General features: G+C 62.3%; 21 protein-coding genes, 1 tRNA gene and 1 pseudogene. 16 read left to right on the forward strand and 7 right to left on the reverse strand.

The genetic code is table 11. The features are described from left to right. Positions 1-10 precede the first annotated feature (10 nt). A complete protein-coding gene (gene rpmH / locus AMK00_RS02375; RefSeq protein WP_008524438.1) occupies positions 11-145 on the reverse strand; it encodes a 50S ribosomal protein L34 in 135 nt (44 codons plus the stop codon). A 419-nt stretch (positions 146-564) separates the two neighbouring features. Between rpmH and AMK00_RS02380 the strand changes: the two genes are divergently transcribed. The 4 genes from AMK00_RS02380 (at position 565) to AMK00_RS02395 (ending at position 4,924) form a co-directional block, all read left to right on the forward strand. Beyond that, positions 565-2,565 carry a methyl-accepting chemotaxis protein gene (locus AMK00_RS02380; protein ID WP_064809443.1) on the forward strand — a complete coding sequence of 667 codons (2,001 nt, stop codon included), beginning with the start codon at positions 565-567 and terminating at the stop codon, positions 2,563-2,565. A gap of 351 nt (positions 2,566-2,916) precedes the next feature. Continuing rightward, complete coding sequence (locus AMK00_RS02385) at positions 2,917-4,434, forward strand: ATP-binding protein (RefSeq protein ID WP_064805866.1); 1,518 nt, start codon at positions 2,917-2,919, stop codon at positions 4,432-4,434. A 123-nt stretch (positions 4,435-4,557) separates the two neighbouring features. Further along, positions 4,558-4,634 (forward strand) — tRNA-Arg (locus AMK00_RS02390). 98 nt (positions 4,635-4,732) lie between these two features. Continuing rightward, positions 4,733-4,924, forward strand: coding sequence for a hypothetical protein (locus AMK00_RS02395; protein ID WP_064809444.1), 192 nt, complete (start codon positions 4,733-4,735; stop codon positions 4,922-4,924). Between the two features lie 441 nt (positions 4,925-5,365). Here the strand turns inward: AMK00_RS02395 and AMK00_RS02400 are convergent, their stop codons facing one another. Next, positions 5,366-5,611 carry a DUF982 domain-containing protein gene (locus AMK00_RS02400; protein ID WP_064707810.1) on the reverse strand — a complete coding sequence of 82 codons (246 nt, stop codon included), beginning with the start codon at positions 5,609-5,611 and terminating at the stop codon, positions 5,366-5,368. A gap of 217 nt (positions 5,612-5,828) precedes the next feature. Next, on the reverse strand, positions 5,829-6,245 hold the full coding sequence (locus AMK00_RS02405; protein ID WP_064809446.1) for a hypothetical protein: 417 nt from the start codon (positions 6,243-6,245) through the stop codon (positions 5,829-5,831). A gap of 247 nt (positions 6,246-6,492) precedes the next feature. Between AMK00_RS02405 and AMK00_RS02410 the strand changes: the two genes are divergently transcribed. The 10 genes from AMK00_RS02410 to AMK00_RS02455 all read left to right on the forward strand — a co-directional run bounded on the left by AMK00_RS02410 (position 6,493) and on the right by AMK00_RS02455 (position 15,485). Continuing rightward, positions 6,493-7,080, forward strand: a complete 588-nt coding sequence (locus AMK00_RS02410; protein ID WP_064809448.1) for a hypothetical protein — start codon at positions 6,493-6,495, stop codon at positions 7,078-7,080. Between the two features lie 222 nt (positions 7,081-7,302). Then, entirely contained in the window at positions 7,303-7,623 is a 321-nt protein-coding gene (locus AMK00_RS02415) for a hypothetical protein (protein ID WP_064809450.1), read from the forward strand. Positions 7,624-7,814: 191 nt separating this feature from the next. Next, complete coding sequence (locus AMK00_RS02420) at positions 7,815-8,198, forward strand: hypothetical protein (RefSeq protein WP_064809452.1); 384 nt, start codon at positions 7,815-7,817, stop codon at positions 8,196-8,198. A 156-nt stretch (positions 8,199-8,354) separates the two neighbouring features. Continuing rightward, complete coding sequence (locus AMK00_RS02425; protein ID WP_064809454.1) at positions 8,355-8,654, forward strand: hypothetical protein; 300 nt, start codon at positions 8,355-8,357, stop codon at positions 8,652-8,654. Positions 8,655-8,872: 218 nt separating this feature from the next. Next, on the forward strand, positions 8,873-9,541 hold the full coding sequence (locus AMK00_RS02430; RefSeq protein ID WP_004672365.1) for a class I SAM-dependent methyltransferase: 669 nt from the start codon (positions 8,873-8,875) through the stop codon (positions 9,539-9,541). Positions 9,542-9,781: 240 nt separating this feature from the next. After that, the gene (locus tag AMK00_RS02435) at positions 9,782-10,663 is read left to right on the forward strand and encodes an aldo/keto reductase (protein WP_004672366.1); all 882 of its coding nucleotides are present in this window, start codon (positions 9,782-9,784) and stop codon (positions 10,661-10,663) included. 608 nt (positions 10,664-11,271) lie between these two features. Then, a complete protein-coding gene (locus AMK00_RS02440) occupies positions 11,272-12,549 on the forward strand; it encodes an alpha/beta hydrolase (RefSeq protein ID WP_064809455.1) in 1,278 nt (425 codons plus the stop codon). Between the two features lie 208 nt (positions 12,550-12,757). Further along, positions 12,758-14,008, forward strand: coding sequence for an NAD(P)/FAD-dependent oxidoreductase (locus tag AMK00_RS02445; RefSeq protein ID WP_064809457.1), 1,251 nt, complete (start codon positions 12,758-12,760; stop codon positions 14,006-14,008). Between the two features lie 35 nt (positions 14,009-14,043). Further along, positions 14,044-15,081 (forward strand): proline racemase family protein, encoded by a 1,038-nt coding sequence (locus AMK00_RS02450; protein WP_012482499.1) that lies wholly within the window; start codon positions 14,044-14,046, stop codon positions 15,079-15,081. A gap of 32 nt (positions 15,082-15,113) precedes the next feature. Continuing rightward, a complete protein-coding gene (locus tag AMK00_RS02455) occupies positions 15,114-15,485 on the forward strand; it encodes a hypothetical protein (protein WP_064809458.1) in 372 nt (123 codons plus the stop codon). A gap of 81 nt (positions 15,486-15,566) precedes the next feature. On the opposite strand, the pseudogene AMK00_RS02460 reads toward AMK00_RS02455, so the two are convergent. The 4 genes and pseudogenes from AMK00_RS02460 to AMK00_RS02475 form a co-directional block, all read right to left on the reverse strand. Next, positions 15,567-15,969: pseudogene (locus AMK00_RS02460) on the reverse strand (TfoX/Sxy family protein). Continuing rightward, positions 15,962-16,324, reverse strand: coding sequence for a nuclear transport factor 2 family protein (locus tag AMK00_RS02465; protein WP_064809459.1), 363 nt, complete (start codon positions 16,322-16,324; stop codon positions 15,962-15,964). The pseudogene AMK00_RS02460 and the gene AMK00_RS02465 overlap by 8 nt, the downstream one beginning before the upstream one ends. Then, positions 16,321-16,902, reverse strand: a complete 582-nt coding sequence (locus AMK00_RS02470; protein ID WP_064809460.1) for a TetR/AcrR family transcriptional regulator — start codon at positions 16,900-16,902, stop codon at positions 16,321-16,323. The genes AMK00_RS02465 and AMK00_RS02470 overlap by 4 nt, the downstream gene beginning before the upstream one ends. A 212-nt stretch (positions 16,903-17,114) precedes the next feature. Beyond that, positions 17,115-18,647, reverse strand: coding sequence for a winged helix-turn-helix domain-containing tetratricopeptide repeat protein (locus tag AMK00_RS02475; RefSeq protein WP_064809461.1), 1,533 nt, complete (start codon positions 18,645-18,647; stop codon positions 17,115-17,117). A 118-nt stretch (positions 18,648-18,765) separates the two neighbouring features. Between AMK00_RS02475 and AMK00_RS02480 the strand changes: the two genes are divergently transcribed. Together AMK00_RS02480 and AMK00_RS02485 are read left to right on the forward strand one after the other, a co-directional pair. After that, positions 18,766-19,200: a cupin domain-containing protein gene (locus tag AMK00_RS02480; RefSeq protein WP_064805867.1), complete on the forward strand. Its 435-nt coding sequence runs from the start codon at positions 18,766-18,768 to the stop codon at positions 19,198-19,200. Positions 19,201-19,265: 65 nt separating this feature from the next. Further along, entirely contained in the window at positions 19,266-19,766 is a 501-nt protein-coding gene (locus tag AMK00_RS02485) for a RidA family protein (RefSeq protein WP_064809462.1), read from the forward strand. The last annotated feature ends 22 nt before the right edge of the window (positions 19,767-19,788 follow it).

Here is a 19,788-nt window from a genome sequence, read left to right on the forward strand (position 1 = left end):
CAGCCCGGCCTTAAGCCGAAAGACGCTTGCGGCCCTGCGCGCGGCGGGCAGCGATGACCTTGCGGCCACCCTTCGTGGACATGCGCGCACGGAAGCCGTGGCGACGCTTGCGAACAAGCTTGGATGGTTGGTAAGTACGCTTCATTTATTTAAACACCGCGGAGTGCGGCCCTTCTTGAATTTGCATTATGCAAGGAGCGTTGTTTTTCGAACGGGCGGGCCATGAACGGCTTGAGTGACCGGACGTGCGGCGGCTTATACGGATGAAGCCCGGCAAAGTCAATTATATCGGCTCATTTGAACTGCGCGGCCATCGGCGACCACGGTTTTCGCATTGTGGTGTTAATAAATTCGACCAGCGCCAATAAGTTGTACTTTGGCGCCGCATCGGGTCGATCGCCTGAAATTGCAATGGCTTGAATGGAAGGGCGAGGGTCGGATCGGCAATGTTCTGTACTCTTAATCGTAAATATTAGAAATCTAACTTTAATCAATTTCGCTGATATTCAGCGCATCGGCTGGGGGAGTTGTTTCCAGGCTGTGGTGTAGCTAGGAGGCATTGCATTGAAGATCCGCGGGAAAATTAATCTGCTGGTTTGCGTGATGGGCGCGGTGGCGCTTCTGATCGGCGCAACAGCATTATCCGCCATGCGTGAATACAGCCGCAATCTGACGGCTTACGAGCAGGCCGCCGCCCGCGCCTATGCCGGCGAACGCCTCAACCGTTTCGTCACCGCCGTTGTCATGGAATCGCGCGGTATCTATGCCGCAAAATCGATCAAGGATACGCCGAACTTCGCCAAGGGCCTGATGGCCGGCCTCGACGAAATCGATAAGGTCACTGCCGGCTGGGCGCCGCTCGTACCCGAAGGCGAAAAGGACAATTTCGCCAAGCTGGTGGCGCGCGCCGCCGAATTTCGCACTTTCCGCACGGAAACGGCTCGGCTCGGCACCGAAGTCGGTCCCGAGGCTGCCAGCGCCCAGGGCAACAATGAGGCCAACCGCGCCAATCGCAAGGCGTTCCAGGCCGAGATCGACGCGGTGGTCGCCACCGACAAGGCAGCGCTTCAGGCGGTCGATGATGAGATCGAGAGCTTCCGTTCCTGGGTGCTGATGCTCGTCCTCAGCATCACCGGCATCGGCATCGCGGCCGGTGTTGGCATGGGCTTTTATATCGGCACCAGCCATCTTAGCCGCCCGATCAAGCGCGTCACCCATGCAATCAAGGAGGTCGCCGACGGCAATTTCGACGCCGAGGTTCCGTTTGCCGGCCGCAAGGACGAAATCGGCGAGATGGCCGCCGCAGTCGCCGTCTTCAAGGAGAACGGCCTGGCCATCAAGCGTCTGAACGCCCAGGAAGCGGCGATGCGTGCCAAGAGCGACGACCTGCAATCGAGCATGTCCGTCGTCGTCGCCGCGGCTGCGGCCGGCGATTTCAGCCACCGGATCGACAAGGATTATCAGGACGAAAATCTCAACCAGTTCGCCGACAACATCAACACGCTGCTGTCGAGCGTCGACGCCGGCATCGGCGAGACCCGCCGCGTCATCGCAAGCCTTGCCGAAGGCGATCTCACCCAGACGATGAATGGCAGCTTCCAGGGCGCCTTCGCCGAGCTGCAGCAGAACGTCAACAACAGCTTGGTTACGCTGCAGGCGACGATGCGCGAAGTGCGCGAGACGACCGAAGCGATGAACGGCAACACCGCCGAGCTGCGCAATGCCAGCGACGACCTGTCGAAGCGCACCGAACAGCAGGCGGCAGCACTCGAACAGACCTCGGCGGCACTCGACGAGATCACCGCCGTCGTCCAGAACTCCACCGAGCGGGCGCATGAAGCAACCGTCATGGTGTCCGAAGCCAAGGAAAATGCCGGCCGCTCCGGCGTCGTCGTCCGCAACGCCGTCGAGGCCATGGGCCGCATCGAACAGGCCTCGCGCGAAATCAGCCAGATCATCAACGTCATCGATGAGATCGCCTTCCAGACCAACCTCCTGGCGCTGAATGCCGGCGTCGAGGCCGCGCGCGCCGGCGAGGCCGGCAAGGGCTTCGCGGTGGTCGCGCAGGAAGTGCGCGAACTCGCCCAGCGTTCGGCGACGGCCGCCAAGGACATCAAGGCGCTGATCACCAAGTCGGGCGACGAGGTGCAGGTCGGCGTCAAGCTTGTCCAGGCGACCGGCGAGGCGCTGTCCGAAATCGGCACCCGCGTCATCGCCATCAACGATCATATCCATTCGATTGCCACCGCCGCGGTCGAGCAGTCGACCGGCCTCAAGGAGGTCAACACCGCCGTCAACCAGATGGATCAGGTGACCCAGCAGAACGCCGCGATGGTGGAGGAAACCTCCGCCGCCACCCACAGGCTTTCGGCCGAAGCCAACGGGCTCGTGCACCTCATCGCCCGCTTCAAGCTGTCGGACACGGCCACGCCCGTAGCGCTCGTCCGCAACGAGCCGCACCGGCAGCCGGTCGCCTCGCCCGCCCGCCGGGCGATCGCCAAGGTCGCCCGCGCCTTCGGCGGCGGCAATGCGGCCGCAGCCGAGCAGAGCTGGGAAGAGTTCTGATCGCCACTTATCAGGCGCCTTTTAACGCCGCCTCCGGGCGGCGTTGGTTTTTTTTGCCCGGTCCGCGCCGGGCAAAGACCCCGCCCCAAACCCCTCCCCACAAGGGGAGGGGCTCAACCTGTAGCAACGGCACTTCCCACTTCGCCGTTTCATCCGCGGAAAGGCTGCTATTTGCTGTGCGGGTGCCGCAAATTAGTCCCTTGTAGGGAAGGGTTGGGGAGGGGGCTTCCTCCGCACGTTTTGTTGTGGCGAGGCGACGCTGCTCGCAAAGATTTGAAAGCGGAGCGTCTTGGTCTAATATAAGAACCCATCGGTGAGGGCGGCGAGCGCTGCCGATCGGGCGAGATGACCATGCCGGTTCGAGACCAGGGCAAAGATCCTTCGGCTGACATCCCGGCAGCCGGCGAGGCTGCCAAGGGGCGGTGCCCGTCCGGCTTGTTCGGCGGGCTTTCGGGCAAGCTGCTCTGGCTCACCGTCGTCTTCATCATGCTCGCCGAGATCCTGATTTTCTTTCCCTCCGTCGCCAGCATGCGGATGCGCTGGCTGCAGGACAGGCTGAACACGGCCGCCGCCGCCGCCATCGTCATCGACGGGCTGCAGCCGATCGAGCTGCCGCGCGCCCTGCAGAAAGAGACGCTGGAAGCGACCGGCACCAAGGCGATCGTGCTGCGCAAGGAAGGCACTTCGCGGCTGCTGGCAACGACCGACATGCCGACCTCCGTCGACGAATCCTACGACCTCACCGACGTGCCGCCGCTGACGGCGATCCGCGACGCTCTCGACACCTTGATTTTCGGCGGCAGCAGGATGATCCGCGTCTACGGCCCGGTCGGTGAAAACAAGGTCGGCGTCGAGGTTGTCATGAAGGACCGGCCGCTGCGCACGGCGATGTTTGCCTATTCCCGCAACGTGCTGCTGCTTTCGGTGCTGATTTCGCTCTTCACGGCGACGCTGATCTTCTTTGCGATCAACCGCATTCTCATCGGCCCGATTCGCCGGCTGACCGGCAGCATGCAGCAATTCTCCTCCGATCCCGAGAATCCGGCCCATATCTATATCGGTGACGGTGGCCGTGACGAGCTGGCGGTGGCCGGCCGCAACCTCACCTCGATGCAGATGGAGCTGCAGAAGACGCTGAAGCAGCAGAAGAACCTTGCCGCTCTTGGCCTCGCCGTTTCCAAGATCAATCACGATATGCGCAACATATTGGCTTCCGCGCAGCTGATGTCGGACCGGCTCGTCGATGTCGATGATCCGATGGTCAAGAGCTTCGCGCCGAAGCTGCTGCGCACCATCGACCGCGCCGTCGGGTATACAACAGAGGTGCTGTCCTACGGCAAGGCGAGCGAATCGGCGCCGCGCCGCCGCCATGTTCGGCTGCTGGGACTGACTCAGGACGTCAAGGACATGCTGGCGATCGATCCGCAAAGCGGCATCGAGTTTGTCGAACAGTTCGCTGCCGATCTCGAGGTCGATGCCGACGGCGAGCAGCTGTTCCGGGTCATTCACAATCTTTGCCGCAACGCCCTGCAGGCGCTGACTTCACCGGGCGAGGGCGGCCCCGGCACCATCCGGCGCATCACCGTCTCCGCCCAGCGTGTCGGCAGCGTCGTCAGCATCACGGTGGACGATACCGGCCCCGGCATGCCGCTGAAGGCGCGCCAGAACCTCTTTGCCGCCTTCCGCGGCTCGGCCCGTTCCGGCGGCACCGGCCTCGGCCTGACCATCGCCCGCGAACTGGTGCTCGCCCATGGCGGTACGATTGCGCTGGTGGAAAAGCCGACGGTCGGCACCCAGTTCCGCATCGAGATCCCCGATCGGCCGGTTTCGCTGGACGATTACCGCAATCGGACCCAGGGTGAGAAGTGACGGGTTTTCGCCGGAGCGCGGCCCTTACAGGCAAAGACGCGATTTTTTCAGAAATGCTCTTGCAATGTCCGAAAGGACCCTTTAGAGGATCGCCCACGCAAGCGGCACCGCCGCTTCTGCCACGCACCCGTAGCTCAGCTGGATAGAGCACCAGACTACGAATCTGGGGGTCAGGAGTTCGAATCTCTTCGGGTGCGCCATTCTTTTCCCTTCCTTTGATACCTCCTGTTTTGAAAAATCGGCTCCGAATGTCACAGGCGATTGCCGCCTCCGTCCGTCACGTCATCAGCAGATATCCATGACCGATCCTGATCTCGCCAAACTGGCAGTGACCATTCACAATGAGCGGCTGAAATTGCTTGCGACCTTCCTGAACGGCATTGGCATTTCGGTGTTTGCGGTCGGCGGCCTGGCCCCTGTCTTTTCCAGCCTGTATAATTCCGGCGGCCCGACCCTTTTCCTGATGCTGGTCAGCATCGTTTGTTTTTGACCGCATGTACATTACATTACTCGGCAAGCACGGTTCTCAAAAGGATGAAGCCATGACGACGATGGAAATGATTTCGCTGCTGCTGATGCCCGTCGCCGGATTGATCATCGCCGGAACAGCGGTCTATCTCGTCAACCATCACAAACTTTAATCGGCTTCCGCGCATCGACGCAACAGAAACCTCCCGAAAGGGCTTGCGGGCCTGTCCAGTGCGAAAGTGCCTGGCAGGCCTAAACCATTTCCAGCCGCACCCACGTGCTTTTCACGACCCGGCCAAGCCGAGGAATTGCTCTGCTGGCCTGATCCCGTCGCAGTTCATCGGCGCGCTGCAGTAGTGGACACTGACCATCTGTCGCGCGTGCGCTTCGGCGGCCTTTCCGGGAATGCGCTCGAAGCGGCGGGAAGGTTGGCCGCGGGAATGCTAGACCGGGGCGCGTCGCCTCATTCCTTGATAGGGATCCCGGCTTCGATCGCAGCTTCGATGAACGCCTGCCGCGCCTCTTCCCGGCTCCGTTTCCCAGATATGACATCGGCGCAAACCGCACACGCTCTGTCGAGCGCAGGGCCCTCTTCGGTCGGCCAGTCTTCGATCAGCGCCCATGTTGCGGCCTGGGTCGTCTGGATGACCACCCACTGATCCGGGCCTTCAAGGGCCAGCGTCACCGGCTTCTTCCATAGGGTTTGCATGATTGCAGGATCTCCACTGCGTATTCTCCGCCGCCTGCTCACATAAGACAATTCATTCGGCATGGCGAGGTGGCCGCCTGAACACGATGTTTTATCGAGCAGTGAGCTGCTTGTGAAACACCGGCATATTCGGCTCGCCTATTTTCCGGCAGTCGCTTCTTTTCGCCGCTAGATTCTCAATCCCAATGCAGGAAAGCAAAAAGTATCGAAAGATCACCTAGTTGAACTCTTTCTCAAAGTCTTCCCGGTCTTTCTTTCCGGACATGGATGAGTAATAGCCGCTGCAAATCAGATAGGAGCACTCATCCGGGTCGCCCATGTCCCATCCTGGCAGGCAGAGCACGACGCGTTCAAACTTGGCGTTGCAGAGTCCGTGGTTTGCCAGCAGCCGCGGCTCGTTTCCGAAATACGCGCTTATAGCTTTCTGACGAGTCCATGCAGGCACGGCTTTCCAATCAGCCTGACCACCCTCGTCGCTCACATTGGCGATCGCACAGAGCGACCAATTCGATATCATAATTGGCTGATCGCAGGGAAAAGCCTGGACGGCGCTTCCCAGCAAGATTGAAATCAATGCCATCAGCCGCTGGCCGTAGACCATCGCGCCCATCTCCCTCATGCCGCTCTTTCGCATTCTGGCCTCCACCGCAATTACCCGTCGTCAGGTGATATCAAAATCGCCTAAGATTATTTTCCTAGTTCATGAAACGTTCTTACGCTAGATTGCTCATTGTTGCAACCATGGAATGTTGAATGTCGAAGAATTTTGCAGTGATTGGTGATGTGGGTGCTTGGGTGGGGCTTTCCCTCCGCACGCCTGAAAAAACGAGTTCTTCTGCCGTTTCCCGGAAGGAGGTGCCGGCAGCCGAGGTGAGGGTCTGATGGCGGAATTCAACCCTCGTGACAAGAGCCGCACCAGTGCCGGCAAGACGCGGTCGCTCGTGCGCAAACATACCGCGCCGCCGAGCGGAGGCGATGACGGCAGCCTCCGCTGGCAATGGTTGACGATCCAGCTGCTGGAATCGGCGGCGTTCACGTCGCTGAGCGCGAATGCCAGCCGCGCCTTCTTCCGCATCATCATCGAGCACACCGCCCACGCCGCCCTGGCAAATGGCCGGCTTGTCGTCACCCATCCGCAGTTCGTCTCCTACGGCGTCACCGGCGAATATGTCGCCGATGCCCTCGACGAGCTGGCCTATAAGGGCCTCATCAAGGTTCGCCGCGGCCGGGCGGGCAGCGGTGTCGCGCATCCTAACCTCTTCACGCTGACCTTTGTCGGTGACCATGAAGGCGCACCGCCCACGAACGATTGGCGGCGGTGCACGGCGGAGAGGTGCCGGAAGTGGTCGGAGATCGACCGCAAGCTTGCCGCCGACAAACGCGGGCGGGTCGGCAGGAAGAAAAAAACGCCGCTTCGGGATCCCGAAATTCCCCCGCTTCGGGATCCCGAAATTCGCCGCGCCTCGTGAGCGCTCGGGGCGAGGGAAGAGTCAATGATTTCAGTGCCGCAACCAATTTCGGGATTCCGCAGTGCTATATAGATTCTGGTGGGGAATGCCTCATGAACCCGCAAGATCGGATCAGAAGCCAGCAGCGCAGGTGCCTGCTGCCGGCATGCCTAGTTTCGCGCAACCTTGCGGGTGTATCCGCGAGCGTGACGATGTTTGACGCGCTTTCGGCCGGAGGAATGCATGGCGATGGGAATTTTTCGGGCTGTCGGCGCCGTGGCCTTGATGGCGGCTCTTGCCGGCTGCATCGACCATGCCAACGAGCCGGTGCTGCTGGCCGTCGGCGTGCCGGTCAATCCGCCGGCCGTTGCACACAGCCTGTGCATGACCGACGGCAATGCCATGTATGACGAGGCGAAGCGCCAGTACGAGCTGCGCGCCCAGCTGACCGGATATGCGCAGGCCGATGCGCTGGAAGCGGAAACGATTGCTCGCGCCGCCGCCCATCGCCAATATGTCGCCTGCCTCTCCGGCCAGGGCTACCCCACATTATACGCGAATTGAGAACAGAGAATTCATGATTCCTGGCCGGCTCCGTCGGCGCCCTTCGCCTGATTGCGGCTTTTCACATTTTTTCGCGATAAGGTCACGCCGGATCGCCTGCAATCACGAGTTTCGGAAGCCGCGCGTGATCGCGGAACCCCACCCGTCACAAAGGCATTTTCGCAGGGTAAATCCACGAAGGAGGGTTTATCATGAAGAGAGTCAGCCTTGCCCCTTTGACCGCCGCCCTCGGCACCCTTGTCGCCCTCGCGGCGATCGCTCCGGCTGCGGCCGCACCCATTCCGACACTTCGGCCGCCCATCGTCTCGCCAAGCCTTTCAGATGCGAAAACGGTGCAATATAAGGCACATGCCGGCACCTGGCACGGCTATCGGGGCTTTGCCACGGAACGTCCCGGCACCCGCCGCCATTCCGATGGCTATTGGTATCCGCTGGCCGCTTTCGGCGTCGAACCCGGCACGACCGGCTCGATCATCCGCCAGCCCGTGAACAGGCCGGCGGCTCCGCCAATGTGCAACCCTACGTTTTCTGGATCGATCGGTTCCGGCAGCATGCCCTGCGATAACGGCTATTGAGCCGGCAAAGGAAAGAGGCGGCGACGAGCCGCCTCTTTCTCGATCAGGGCGCCCGCTCACATATTCGTGACCCCTGTTGCAGTGCCGTAGTATGTGACAGATCCGCTTCCTAACTCCTCGGCGTAAATTCCCCGAAATCCTCCCAAGGAGACGATCATGATCACGACGTTCAAGAGCGGCCTGGCGGCTGCGGTCATCGGTGCAATGCTCGGCCTTTCCTGGTTCTCGGCCGAAGCGGCTCCCCTCCAGTCGAGTGCGACACAGCAGGGCGCGGTCAAGCAGCCGGTTGCCCAGCAAGAAACCCAGATGCAGCACGACCGGCGCACCACCGGCTCGATCGGCGAGCGCGGCCCCGACACCATGGCTTCACCTTACATGATGAACCCGAAGAAGCCGCTGAACATGGATTGCAAGCTCGGCTTCAACCCGACAAGCAGCTCCGGCTGCAACTATTGAGGCCCTGCGATCGGGAAAGGGGCGGCTTTCGGGCCCCCCTTTTCCATAGGGACGCTGCCCGGAGATAGGCATGGATGCGGAAACAGGCCGGGCGCCGATGGAAAAATCGTCGCAAACGCCGGCATACACAGGCGATTGACGTCTCTGCCTTGGAATTGCCATGCTGGCCGCGATGGTCGCGTTGATACTCAATTGAATTTCAGACAGGTGGAACAGTCATGACCGCAAAGGCTGCATGCTCCGATTTCCTGCATTTTTTCCGCTCCTGGATCAGCAACCCGCTGCGGGTGGCGGCGATCGCGCCGTCGGGGGATTCCCTGGCCAGAATCATGACCAGCGAAATTGCCGCACTGGATGGGCCGATCATCGAGCTCGGCCCGGGCACCGGCGTGTTCACCCGGGCGCTGCTCGCCCGCGGCGTCAGCGAGGCCGATCTCACCCTAATCGAATATGGGCCTGAGTTTATTGACGCGCTGCAGGCGCGGTTCCCGGCGGCGCGTGTATTGCAGATGGATGCCGCCCACCTTGCCCAGGCCGATATTTTCGAGGACGAACCGGTCGGCGCCGTCATCAGCGGCCTGCCGCTTCTGTCCATGTCGCCGCGCAAGATCGCCTCGATCCTTGCCGGCGTCTTCACCTATATGCGGCCGGGCGGGGCGGTCTATCAGTTCACCTATGGCCCGCGCTGCCCGGTGCCGCGGCCGATCCTCGACCGCCTCGGCCTCAAGGCCGTGCGCATCGGCGGCACGGTGCGCAACCTGCCGCCTGCCTCCGTCTACCGCATTTCCCGCCGCAAGCCGCTCGAACTCTCGCGCGAGCGCCTGCGATATCGGGACAGCGACGCCGACATCGACGTCGCCGCCTTTTCCGGCGAAACAGGCGGCTGACCCGCAGGCGAAACGCAAGCGCCGCCGGCATTCCTATCGCCGCTCCGGCGCCATCCCTGTTATCTCCGTGGCGCCGTCCTATATCTCAAGCGTCCCAGCGGCCGCTTGCCGCTGCTGCTGCGGCCAGCCATTGGCCTCGCCAGGGCGGGCAGACATGCGCGTTTGCGGCGACTGGATCCAGGCGGCTTTCGGCCTTCCAGCTGACGTTCAACCATTCCATTGACCAAGAGAGGAAAGATCATGGCCAGTCACAACGCAGCCAAGTCAGGCACTTTCAGGATCGGCGGCGAGATCGAGGTCAATCGTCTCGGTTTCGGCGCCATGCGCGTCACCGGCAAGGGCATCTGGGGCGAGCCCGAAGATCACGCCGAATCCATCCGCACACTGAAGCGCCTGCCGGAGCTCGGCGTCAATTTCATCGATACGGCCGATTCCTACGGTCCCGATGTCTCCGAATGGCTGATCAAGGAGGCGCTGCATCCCTATGGCGGCAAGTCCGTGGTCGCCACCAAGGGCGGCCTGACCCGCCACGGCCCCGACATCTGGCTGCCGGTCGGCCGTCCGGAATATCTGATCCAGCAGGCGCATAAGAGCCTGCGCAATCTCGGGGTCGAGCAGATCGATCTCTGGCAGTTGCACCGCATCGATGCGAAAGTGCCGGCCAGGGAGCAGTTCGACGCGATCAAGTCGCTGCTCGATGCCGGTCTCATCCGTCATGCCGGCTTGAGCGAAGTCTCCGTCGCCGAAATCGAGGCGGCCTCGAAGCACTTCAAGGTCGCCACCGTCCAGAACCGCTACAATCTCGTCGATCGCACCAGCGAGGACGTGCTCGATTATTGCGCCAAGCACAATATCGGCTTCATCCCCTGGTACCCGCTGGCCGCCGGCGACCTCGCCAAATCAGGCTCGCTGCTCGACACGATCGCCAAAAAGCACAATGCCGCGCCGAGCCAGATCGCGCTCGCCTGGGTGCTGAAGCGCAGCCCTGTCATGCTGCCGATCCCCGGCACCTCCAAGGTCAAGCACCTGGAAGAAAACGTCGCGGCCGTCGACATCGCGCTGTCGGATGATGAGTTCTCGGCGCTGGATGCCGAAGGCCGGAAGCTGTTCAAGGCGGCTTAAGGGGCGACGGCAGCCGATGGCTGGCCCAGTCCAAGACCCGTCCCCACAAGGGGGAGGGGCTGCGATGCCGCGCCGCTTCACACAACGTCCATCATACCAAACTGTAGAACGGGAGCAGCCGGTAGAACTGTTCTTTTGGTCACGCCGGGTGCTGCGGCTTAGTCCCTCCCCCTTGTGGGGAGGGTTGGGAGGGGTCTCGGGCTGGTGTCAGCCATCGGCGATCAGCGCGGCCTTATTTTTCAGCAGAATTTGACCATCCGGTCAAAGATGCCGCAAAATGAGGCGGCGATCTGGTGTTTTGAGGGCAAGCATTGCGCTGGGTGCATTGCTGCATTGCGGTATTTTCGCTATTCCCGATCAAATGAATGGGCTATCTATATCTCCGTAAGCAGCGCACTCCTCCTCCCAGCGCTCTTACATCGGACTGACAACACTCCTCCTCCCAGTTGTCAGTCAGGATCAAGAGCTTGGCGCACCTCCTCCCGCGCCAGGCTCTTTTCTTTTTCCCAGCAGGTTCTTCGCCACGCGCGGTTTGACTCGGCAAGCATCGTCGGACTAATTGAACGGGCGCCCCTCTGTCCGGTGCGCGCACCGGTTGGAGTTTGGTCATGATCGGCAAATGGCGCGCCCCGCATGCGGCCCTGACAGGTCTTCTGGTTGCAACGCTTGTGCTCGCCGGCTGCGGCGGCAGGCCGGTCGGCGTCATGCAGGCGGCCGGCACGGTGCCGCCCGGCACCCCGAAGGTCGATCTCTTGGTGGCGACGACGCGGGCTGCCGACGACAATCCCGCCGTGCTTTTCTCCGGCGAACGCGGCACCGGGCTCACCGTCAATGCCGTCGATGTCTCCATTCCGCCGGATGCCAATCGCAAGGTCGGCCAGGTGCAATGGCCAAAGCGCTTGCCGGCCGACCCGTTGCGCGATTTCGTCACCGTGTCCGTCGATCCGCTCGAAGGCGAGCGGGCGGGCGAGAGCTGGCTGAAGGGCCATATGCCAAAAAGCCGCCGCGTGCTGGTCTTCGTGCACGGTTTCAACAATCGTTACGAGGATGCCGTCTACCGCTTCGCCCAGATCGTCCATGATTCGCATGCCGACGTCGCCCCTGTCGTCTTCACCTGGCCGTCGCGCGCCAGCATCTTCGATTACAATTACGACAAGGAAAGCACCAACTATTCCCGCGACGCGCTGGAGGAACTGCTGACCCGCACCGCCGCCAATCCCGCCGTCAGCGACATCACCATCATGGCGCATTCGATGGGCACCTGGCTTACCGTCGAAGCGCTGAGACAAATGGCGATCCGCAACGGCCAGGTGGCCGGCAAGATCAACAATGTCATCCTCGCCTCGCCGGATCTCGATGTCGACGTCTTCGGCCGCCAGTTCGCAAGCCTCGGCAAGGACAAGCCGCATTTCACCATCTTCGTCTCACAGGACGATCGCGCCTTGGCGCTGTCGCGGCGCATCTCCGGCAATATCGACCGCCTCGGCCAGATCGACCCCTCGGCCGAGCCCTATCGCAGCAAGCTCGAAGCGGCCGGCATCACCGTGCTCGATCTCACCAAGCTCAAGGGCGGCGACCGGCTGAACCACGGCAAATTCGCCGAAAGCCCGGAAGTGGTGAAGCTGATCGGCGACCGGCTGATCGCCGGCCAGACGATCACCGATTCCAATGTCGGCCTCGGCGAGGCCGTCGGCGCCGTGGCGATGGGCGCTGCCCAGACCGCCGGAAGTGCCGTCGGCGTCGCCGTCAGCACGCCGATCGCCATCTTCGATCCGCGCACAAGGCGCAATTACGACGCCCAGCTGAAGCGTCTCGGCCAGTCGGTCGATAATACCGTCGGTTCGGTCGGCGACAGTGTTGGCGCCGGCCTGCCTGAAACCCAGTGAAAATTCCACAGAGCAATTTCAGCAAAAGTGTACAGCGGTTTTGCCGGGGAAGGCGCAAAGCGACTTCCCATGAAATTGCGAGGAAACAAAGAGATAGAGAATTTCCATCAATCGGAGAAAACAGAAATTCTCTAGGCAATCACCGCTGATCTGATATATCAGGTTGACGAAGCGGCGCTCTTGTCTGCCGTGCGGTTGGGTTGATGGCATGGCTGAAGAAACGAAGAAGAGGGTTGTTGTCGTCGGCGCGGGGGTGATCGGCGCCTCCATTGCTTTCGACTTGCAGCGGCGTGGCTATCAGGTGACGCTGGTCGACAAGGGCGAGCCGGGACGCGGCACCTCCTTCGGCAATATGGCGAGCATCGCGCTCGATTTTGCCGCCGGGTCCGGTCCTTCGACCTGGAAGAAAATGCCCGGCTGGCTGCTCGATCCCGAAGGTCCGGTCTGGCTGCGGCCCTCCTATGCAGCAAAAATGCTGCCCTGGTTCCTGCGCTTCCTCGCCGCCGGCCGCCCGTCGCGCCTCCGACAAATCGAAGATGCCGGCATGAGCCTGTCTGAGCGTGCGCTCGGCGATTTCAGGCAGATGCTGCAGGCGATCGGCGCCTCCGAGCTGATGACGGAGGAGGGGTGTCTGGCGATTTACGAGACGGAAGCGGAATTTGCCGCCGACCGCGGCCACCTCGCCATGATGCAGCGCTACGGCCTCGAATTCGAAGTCTTGAGCAACGGCGCCATCCAATATTATGAGCCGGCCCTTTCGCCTGCCATCGCCAAGGCGGTGCTGCTGCCCGACAACAAGTCGATCCGCGATCCCTATCGGCTGGTGGTCAAGCTGGCCGAGGCGGCCAAGGTCGCGGGCGCGGCCTTTGTCTCCGGCGCCGTCAGGAACATCGAGCGCAAGGGCGATGGCGCCGTCGTCGTCCTCCTGGAAGATGGCGGCCGCCTCGAGGCCGATTCCGTGGTGCTCGCCGCCGGCGTCCACACCCGTTTTCTGGCCGAAAAGCTCGGCGAGCCGATCCCGCTCGAAACCGAGCGCGGCTATCATACCCAGATCATGAAGCCGGGCATCTCCATGCGCTATTCGATGATCTGGCCGGCGCGCGCCTTCATGGTGACGCCGACGGCGGGCGGCATTCGTGTCGGTGGCAATGTCGAACTCGCCGGTCTCGATGCCGCGCCGGACTTCCGCCGCCCGCGGGTGCTGGTGCGCCACGCCCAGCGGGCGCTGCCCGGGCTGAAGCTCGAGGAGGCGACGGACTGGATGGGCCACCGCCCGGCGCTGCCCGATACGATCCCGATCATTTCGCCGTCGTCGAAAATGCCGGGTGTTTTTTATGCGACCGGCCACGGCCATCTCGGCCTGACCTATGCCCCGACGACAGCGCGGCTGATCGGCGATATGGTGAGCGGCACAGAGCCGCCGATCGACATGCGCCCGTTCCGCATCGACCGATACTGAATGAGAGCCGTTGCTTCAGAACCGGAGGTTTCGACATGAGATGGAAACGCACGATCCAGCTGCTGGATGTCCATGCCGAGGGCGAGATCGGCCGCGTCGCGATCGGCGGCGTACCGAAAATCCCGGGCGATACCATCGCCGCCCAGCTGCATTGGCTGAACACCGATCCGAAGGGCGACGAGCTGCGCCGCTTCCTCTGCCTCGAGCCGCGCGGCGCTCCGATCGGCTCGGTCAATCTGCTGCTGCCGGCGCGTCATCCGGAAGCGGACGCCGCCTTCATCATCCTGCAGCCCGACCAGGCGCATGCGAGCTCCGGCTCGAACTCGATCTGCGTGACGACGGCGCTGCTCGAAGCCGGCATTGTCGAGATGCAGGAGCCGGAAACGATCGTCACGCTGGAAACCGCAGCCGGCCTCGTCAAGGCGACCGCGACCTGCCGCGACGGCCGCTGCGAAAAGGTCCGGCTCACCATGGTGCCGTCCTTCGTGCATGAGCTCGATGTCACGATCGACACGCCGCATTGGGGCAAGATCAAAGCCGATCTCTGCTACGGCGGCATCTTCTATGCCCTCGTCGATGTCGGCCAGATCGGTCTCACGATCGAGAAGGCCAATGCCGCCGGCCTCGTCCAGGCCGGCATGATCCTGAAAGAGCTGATCAACCGCGACATCAAGGTCGTCCATCCCGAAATCCCGGCAATTTCGGGCGTCGCCTATGTGATGTTCCGCGATACCGAAGCCGACGGCACGGTGCGCACCTGCACCACCATGTGGCCGGGCCGGGCCGACCGCTCGCCCTGCGGTACCGGCAATTCCGCCAATCTCGCCGCGCTCCATGCCCGCGGCAGGGCGAAAATCGGCGACATCTTCACCTCGAAATCGATCATCGGCTCGCAGTTCGAGGTCGGGCTGCAGGCGGTGACCGAGGTTGCCGGCCGCCCGGCGGTCATCCCCACCATCACCGGCCGCGGCTTCACCTTCGGCCTGACCCAGGTGGCGCTCGACCCCTTCGACCCACATCCCGGCGGCTTCGCACTGACGGATGTCTGGGGGCCGTCGGCCGGGGAAATTTGAGCCTTCCTCCTGGCCCTGCGTGGAAATAATATATGGTTGAACCGGTAGGTCTGGTGAACTGGTGGAAGCGTTTGGCGGCATCTTTGGTCGTTATCCCGCTGTGCGGCTGCGATACCGTAGTCCAGCATTTTGCCGATGTTGAAGTGAGCGGCGACTATAAAGCCATAGCCAGCTGTGCAGCTAAGTATCTGTCTGGCCAGTATTGGCTTCGCGAAGACCACGGCGATACCAAACAAGTGAGGTTCCTTCAGGGTTCGCAGGATAAATTCCAGACCATCATCGAGGTTGTCGGATCCGGAGCCGGCCGAACCCACGTCAGCGTATCGGAGTGGTCGATAGGAGGCGGTTCGGCTGATTTGTATGAGAGTTATTTCACCTACTGTGCGTCGGTGACCGCTAAATGACTTGCCCCTAAATCGGCCAAGTCTTTAGACATCCGCCCCTCTTCGACTTACGCGCGCCTGCCGCATGCTGATGCGCACGCACTATCGATCATCAGCCATTTCAAGCCTCTTTCTCGGGGTGACAGCGAGGATCGTGTTTGAGCGTTTGCGGCCGGGCAGGGGTCGCGTCAAATGCGCGCTGCGAGCACCCGCGCAACAGCGATGGATCGTCGATCACATGCGCCGGCACTGCGTAGTAGCGGCGAACCGTCACATCCCTTCCAGCAGCGCGGTAGCTGAACGGTTCCGAGCCATCTGCCTCGAATTCCGCGCGCATTGCGGCGTCGACGCGCAGATACAATATGCCTTTCATGACGAACCCGAACTGGGCGCCGTTTCGGACGAGGGCGGATCCGCCGAAGAACCGCCGGACATCGATGGCGCCCGGTGGGGCGATCTGGCTCGCAAATTCGAGCGCCAGGCTGCGTGTCGCCTCGCTACCCATGGTGCTGCCCTGCCAGAGGATCGAAGAAGCCGGTGATCGCGCTGAGCCGGCCATTGGACATCGCCGCGAAGCTTGTCCCCGTTTGCAGGACGGTCTCGTCCTCGTGGCGCAGTTCCCAGCGTGCCAGCGAACGTTCATTGTGATGGAGGACACTCAATATTATGAACCGGCCTGCCGGTACGCTCTCCTTGAAGCCGGCCATGTAAGCCGAGAGGCCGGCTCGCCCCGCGATCGCTCCATTCGGATCGCAATAGGTCACATCGTCGGCGAGGCATGCCAACATTTCCGGCTCGCGTGCGTCAGCGTCCAGCGACCAGATGGCCGCATATCGATTCCATAGCGCCTCAGGCGTCATAACAGTGTCTCCAGTTGATTGAATTCGTCTTCGATCGCCTGCCGCAGGCTCGCCTTGTCTTCGCCGCCGCGAATGAGCACGAGCAGGCCTTGATAGAAGGCAAGGAGGCGGACAGCTGTCCTGTCGGCCTTGGTTCTGTCCGTGTCTCGGGCCAAGCTCGGCGGCTCGCCGAGCCTCGAGCGGAACGTGCTGCGAAGAAGACCGAGCGCTGCCTCGACACGGGGATGCGTTTTGACGTCACCGCCGAACTCCACAGCCATGTTGGTGATCAGGCAGCCCAGGGAGCCATTGTCGGGCTCATGCAGCAGTGAAAGGAACAGTTCGCGCAAGCCTTTAAGGCCGCTCCCCGGCGGCGCAAATCGCTCGAGCCGCCCCTCCAGGACCGCCCGATTGTAATGTCTGAACGCCGCGTCGAAGAGCCCGGCCTTGTCGCCGAAGGCGTGATAGATGCTTCCGCCTTTGAGGCCTGTCGCCTCTTCGAGGTCTCGGATCGACGCACCTTGATATCCGTGTTTGCGAAAGACGTGCATCGCTCCCTTCAGCACCGCCTCCTCATCGAATTCCCGCGGTCTGCCCACACTCGCCTCGATTCTTTATTGATCGTTCTAGAATGACTGATAAAGAATGCGAGTGCAACCGCCTTTCGCCGGTTCTCCGAAAATTCTCATCCGGTCGCATTTGCTCATGCCGGGTGCGCTGCATCGCGCTTTCGGAATGGGTCAGGATGACGTTGGCAGAGCAGAAGTCCTGGCCGGACGACGTCGCCCGTAGCCCGCCGGCAGAGGCGGTGTTAAAGTTCGGCCTCACGCAGCAACTGCTCAAGACGGGCCGCCCATTCCGTGTTGCCCTCTCTGAACGGCCCAAGCGCATCGCCAGCGGCTTCCGGCAGGCCGCTGGCAGCAGCGGCAAATCGGCGAGCCTGCTCAATATGTCCCAGCGCCATATGGCAGCACGCGTGTATGCGCAGCAGCGCCGGCCAGTCGGGCCGCGCCTTTAACGCCGCACGCCCCGCGTCGAGCGCCCCTTCGACGTCTCCCGAAAAGTACTGTGCAAGCATCAGCAGACTGAACCAGACCCCATTCTGCGGATCATGCGGATTGAGTTCCAGGCCGCGCGACAAAGGCTTGCGTGCGCCGGCCGCATCACCGGTAAAGAGCCGGGCCATGCCAAGGACGAGATGCCCGAGGGCGAAGCTCGAGCCGAGCTCGATCGACCGTTCCGCGGCGAGGATCGCCTGGTCGGCTCGGCCCGTATAGGCCGACACGATCGCCAGCGCATAGTGCGAATAGGGGTTTCGCGCGTCGAGATAGATCGCCCGCAGGGCGGCGGTTAGCCCTTCCTGACCATCCGCGGCAGGATCGTCCGTCCAGCCATAGGCGATGAGGCCCGCATTGACCCGCGCCCGCCAGATCTGCGCCTCCGGAAGCATGGGGTCGAGCTCGGCGGCCTCGCGGAAAAATCGTCTTGCCAGAAGGTGGGTCGGCCGTGAGACCTTGTGGAAATTGAACGTGCCTTGCCGGACAAGGTCCCAGGCCGTGATGTTGCCGGTGTGGGGAGCGACCGCAAGCCCGTGGCGCAACAGCAGCTCCGGTTCGACCGCCGCGGCGATCCGCTCGGCGATCGCGTCTTGCACCGCGAATATCTCGGCCAGCTGAAGATCGTAATGTTCGGACCAGACGGTCGCGCCCTTGCCCGCCTCGGCGAGGTGCACCGATATCCGGATCCGGTCGCCGGTATACCGGATAGCTCCATCCACCAGAAAATTGACACCGAGTTCGAGCCCGACGGCGCGCGGATCCCTGGAGCCGGACCTGTCTTTGAAACTCGCCCCGCGTGAGGCGACGCGCAGCCATCTGAACCGGGTGAGCGCTGTGATCAGGTCGTCGGCGATACCGTCGGCCAGATATTGCTTCTCGGCATCGCCGCACAGATTGTCGAACGGCAGCACTGCGATCCCCAGCTTCGATCCGGCTTGCGCATGCCACCCGCTGTCGGTCCCCTCGCTTGCGCTCTCCACCCGGCCGGAAAACCTGTAGCCGACCCGTGGGACGGTGATGATCCATTCGCCGCCGTCCGGTGCCGGGCCGAGCAGCTTGCGAAGGGCAGCAATCTGAACGGAAAGATTACTTTCCTCGACGGCCAATCCCGGCCAAACGGCATCCATCAGCGCCGATTTGGCGACGACGCCCCCTTGTGCCGCCAGCAGAACGGCAAGCAGTGAAGCGCCGCGGGCGCCAACGGCGACAGGCCGATCGTCACGAAGCAGGCATCCATTCTCGGCGCTGAACTCGAAGTGGCCGAATGCGAGGTGGGGGGTGTTCATGGCCGGCTATGATACGCCGATTTCGCCGTTTTTCGGAATTTTTCGGCCGCTCTTCAGGACTTGCGGCGGCCGAGCACGCAGAGTCTGCTCCCATGCAACGGTCGAAATGGTGAGCGCGATGACGAACCAGGCAACGCAACCGAAAAATCCTTATGCAGGAACCGCTAAAGTCGTGAGCGGCAGCGGCAGCCATGTCGCGCAGCAGGGATCCGTCTACCGATCGGGCGTCTCGGCACAGAGCGTCGGATCGACGATGCTGTGGCTCGGGACGATTTCGCTGCCCGCAGGCAGGCGTACCAGCGCCCATCGCCACGAGGGACACGAAACCGCCCTTCTCATGACCGGCGGCCAGGAGATCGAAATCTGGTCAGGGGCGAAGCTCGAACGCTGCGAAATGGTCCGCCCCGGTGACTACCTGTTCATTCCGGCCGGCGTTCCGCACGTGGCTGTCAATCGCAGCCCGGAAGACGCCGAATTCCTCGGCGCCCGCAACGATCCGGCGGCGAACGAGAGCGTCGTTCTGATGCCGGAGCTTGACGAGATCGTGCCGTAAGGTGCGCGTCGCTATCGCAAAACCGCTGTCCGCTTTGCGCGATCTAACCGCATGGGAGGTACATTATGGCCATCATCGAACAACGTCTGGCCGAAATGGGTCTGCAATTGCCCGAACCTTTGAAGGTTCGCGACGGCCTGAAACTGCCCTTTGCCTGGGTACGGGTGCGCGGCACCCGCGCGTATATCTCGGGTCACGTCGCCTCCAATCCGGATGGGACATTGGCAAAACCGCTGGGCAAGGTCGGGGCCGAGGTTTCTCCGGAGCAGGGTTACGCATCGGCGCGCCTCGTTGCCCTGGCCCATCTCGCCAGTCTCAAGCGGGCTCTCGGAGATCTCGACCGGGTCACGGCGTGGCTGCGCGTTTTCGCCATGGTGAATGTTGCGCCAGGGTTCAATGAGACGCCGCTGGTCACAAACGGCTATTCCGACCTGATCCTGGCGCTCTATGGTCCAGATGTCGGCGCGCACGCCCGCTCGTCTATCGGCATGGCCATCCCGCTGAATGCGCCGGTGAATTGCGAAGCGGAAGTCGAAATCGACGGTAAATCTCCGGGTGCGGGTTAGGTCGGAGCCCTCACGATCAACG

Source organism: Rhizobium sp. N621 (genome assembly GCF_001664325.1).
Taxonomy (GTDB): domain Bacteria; phylum Pseudomonadota; class Alphaproteobacteria; order Rhizobiales; family Rhizobiaceae; genus Rhizobium; species Rhizobium esperanzae.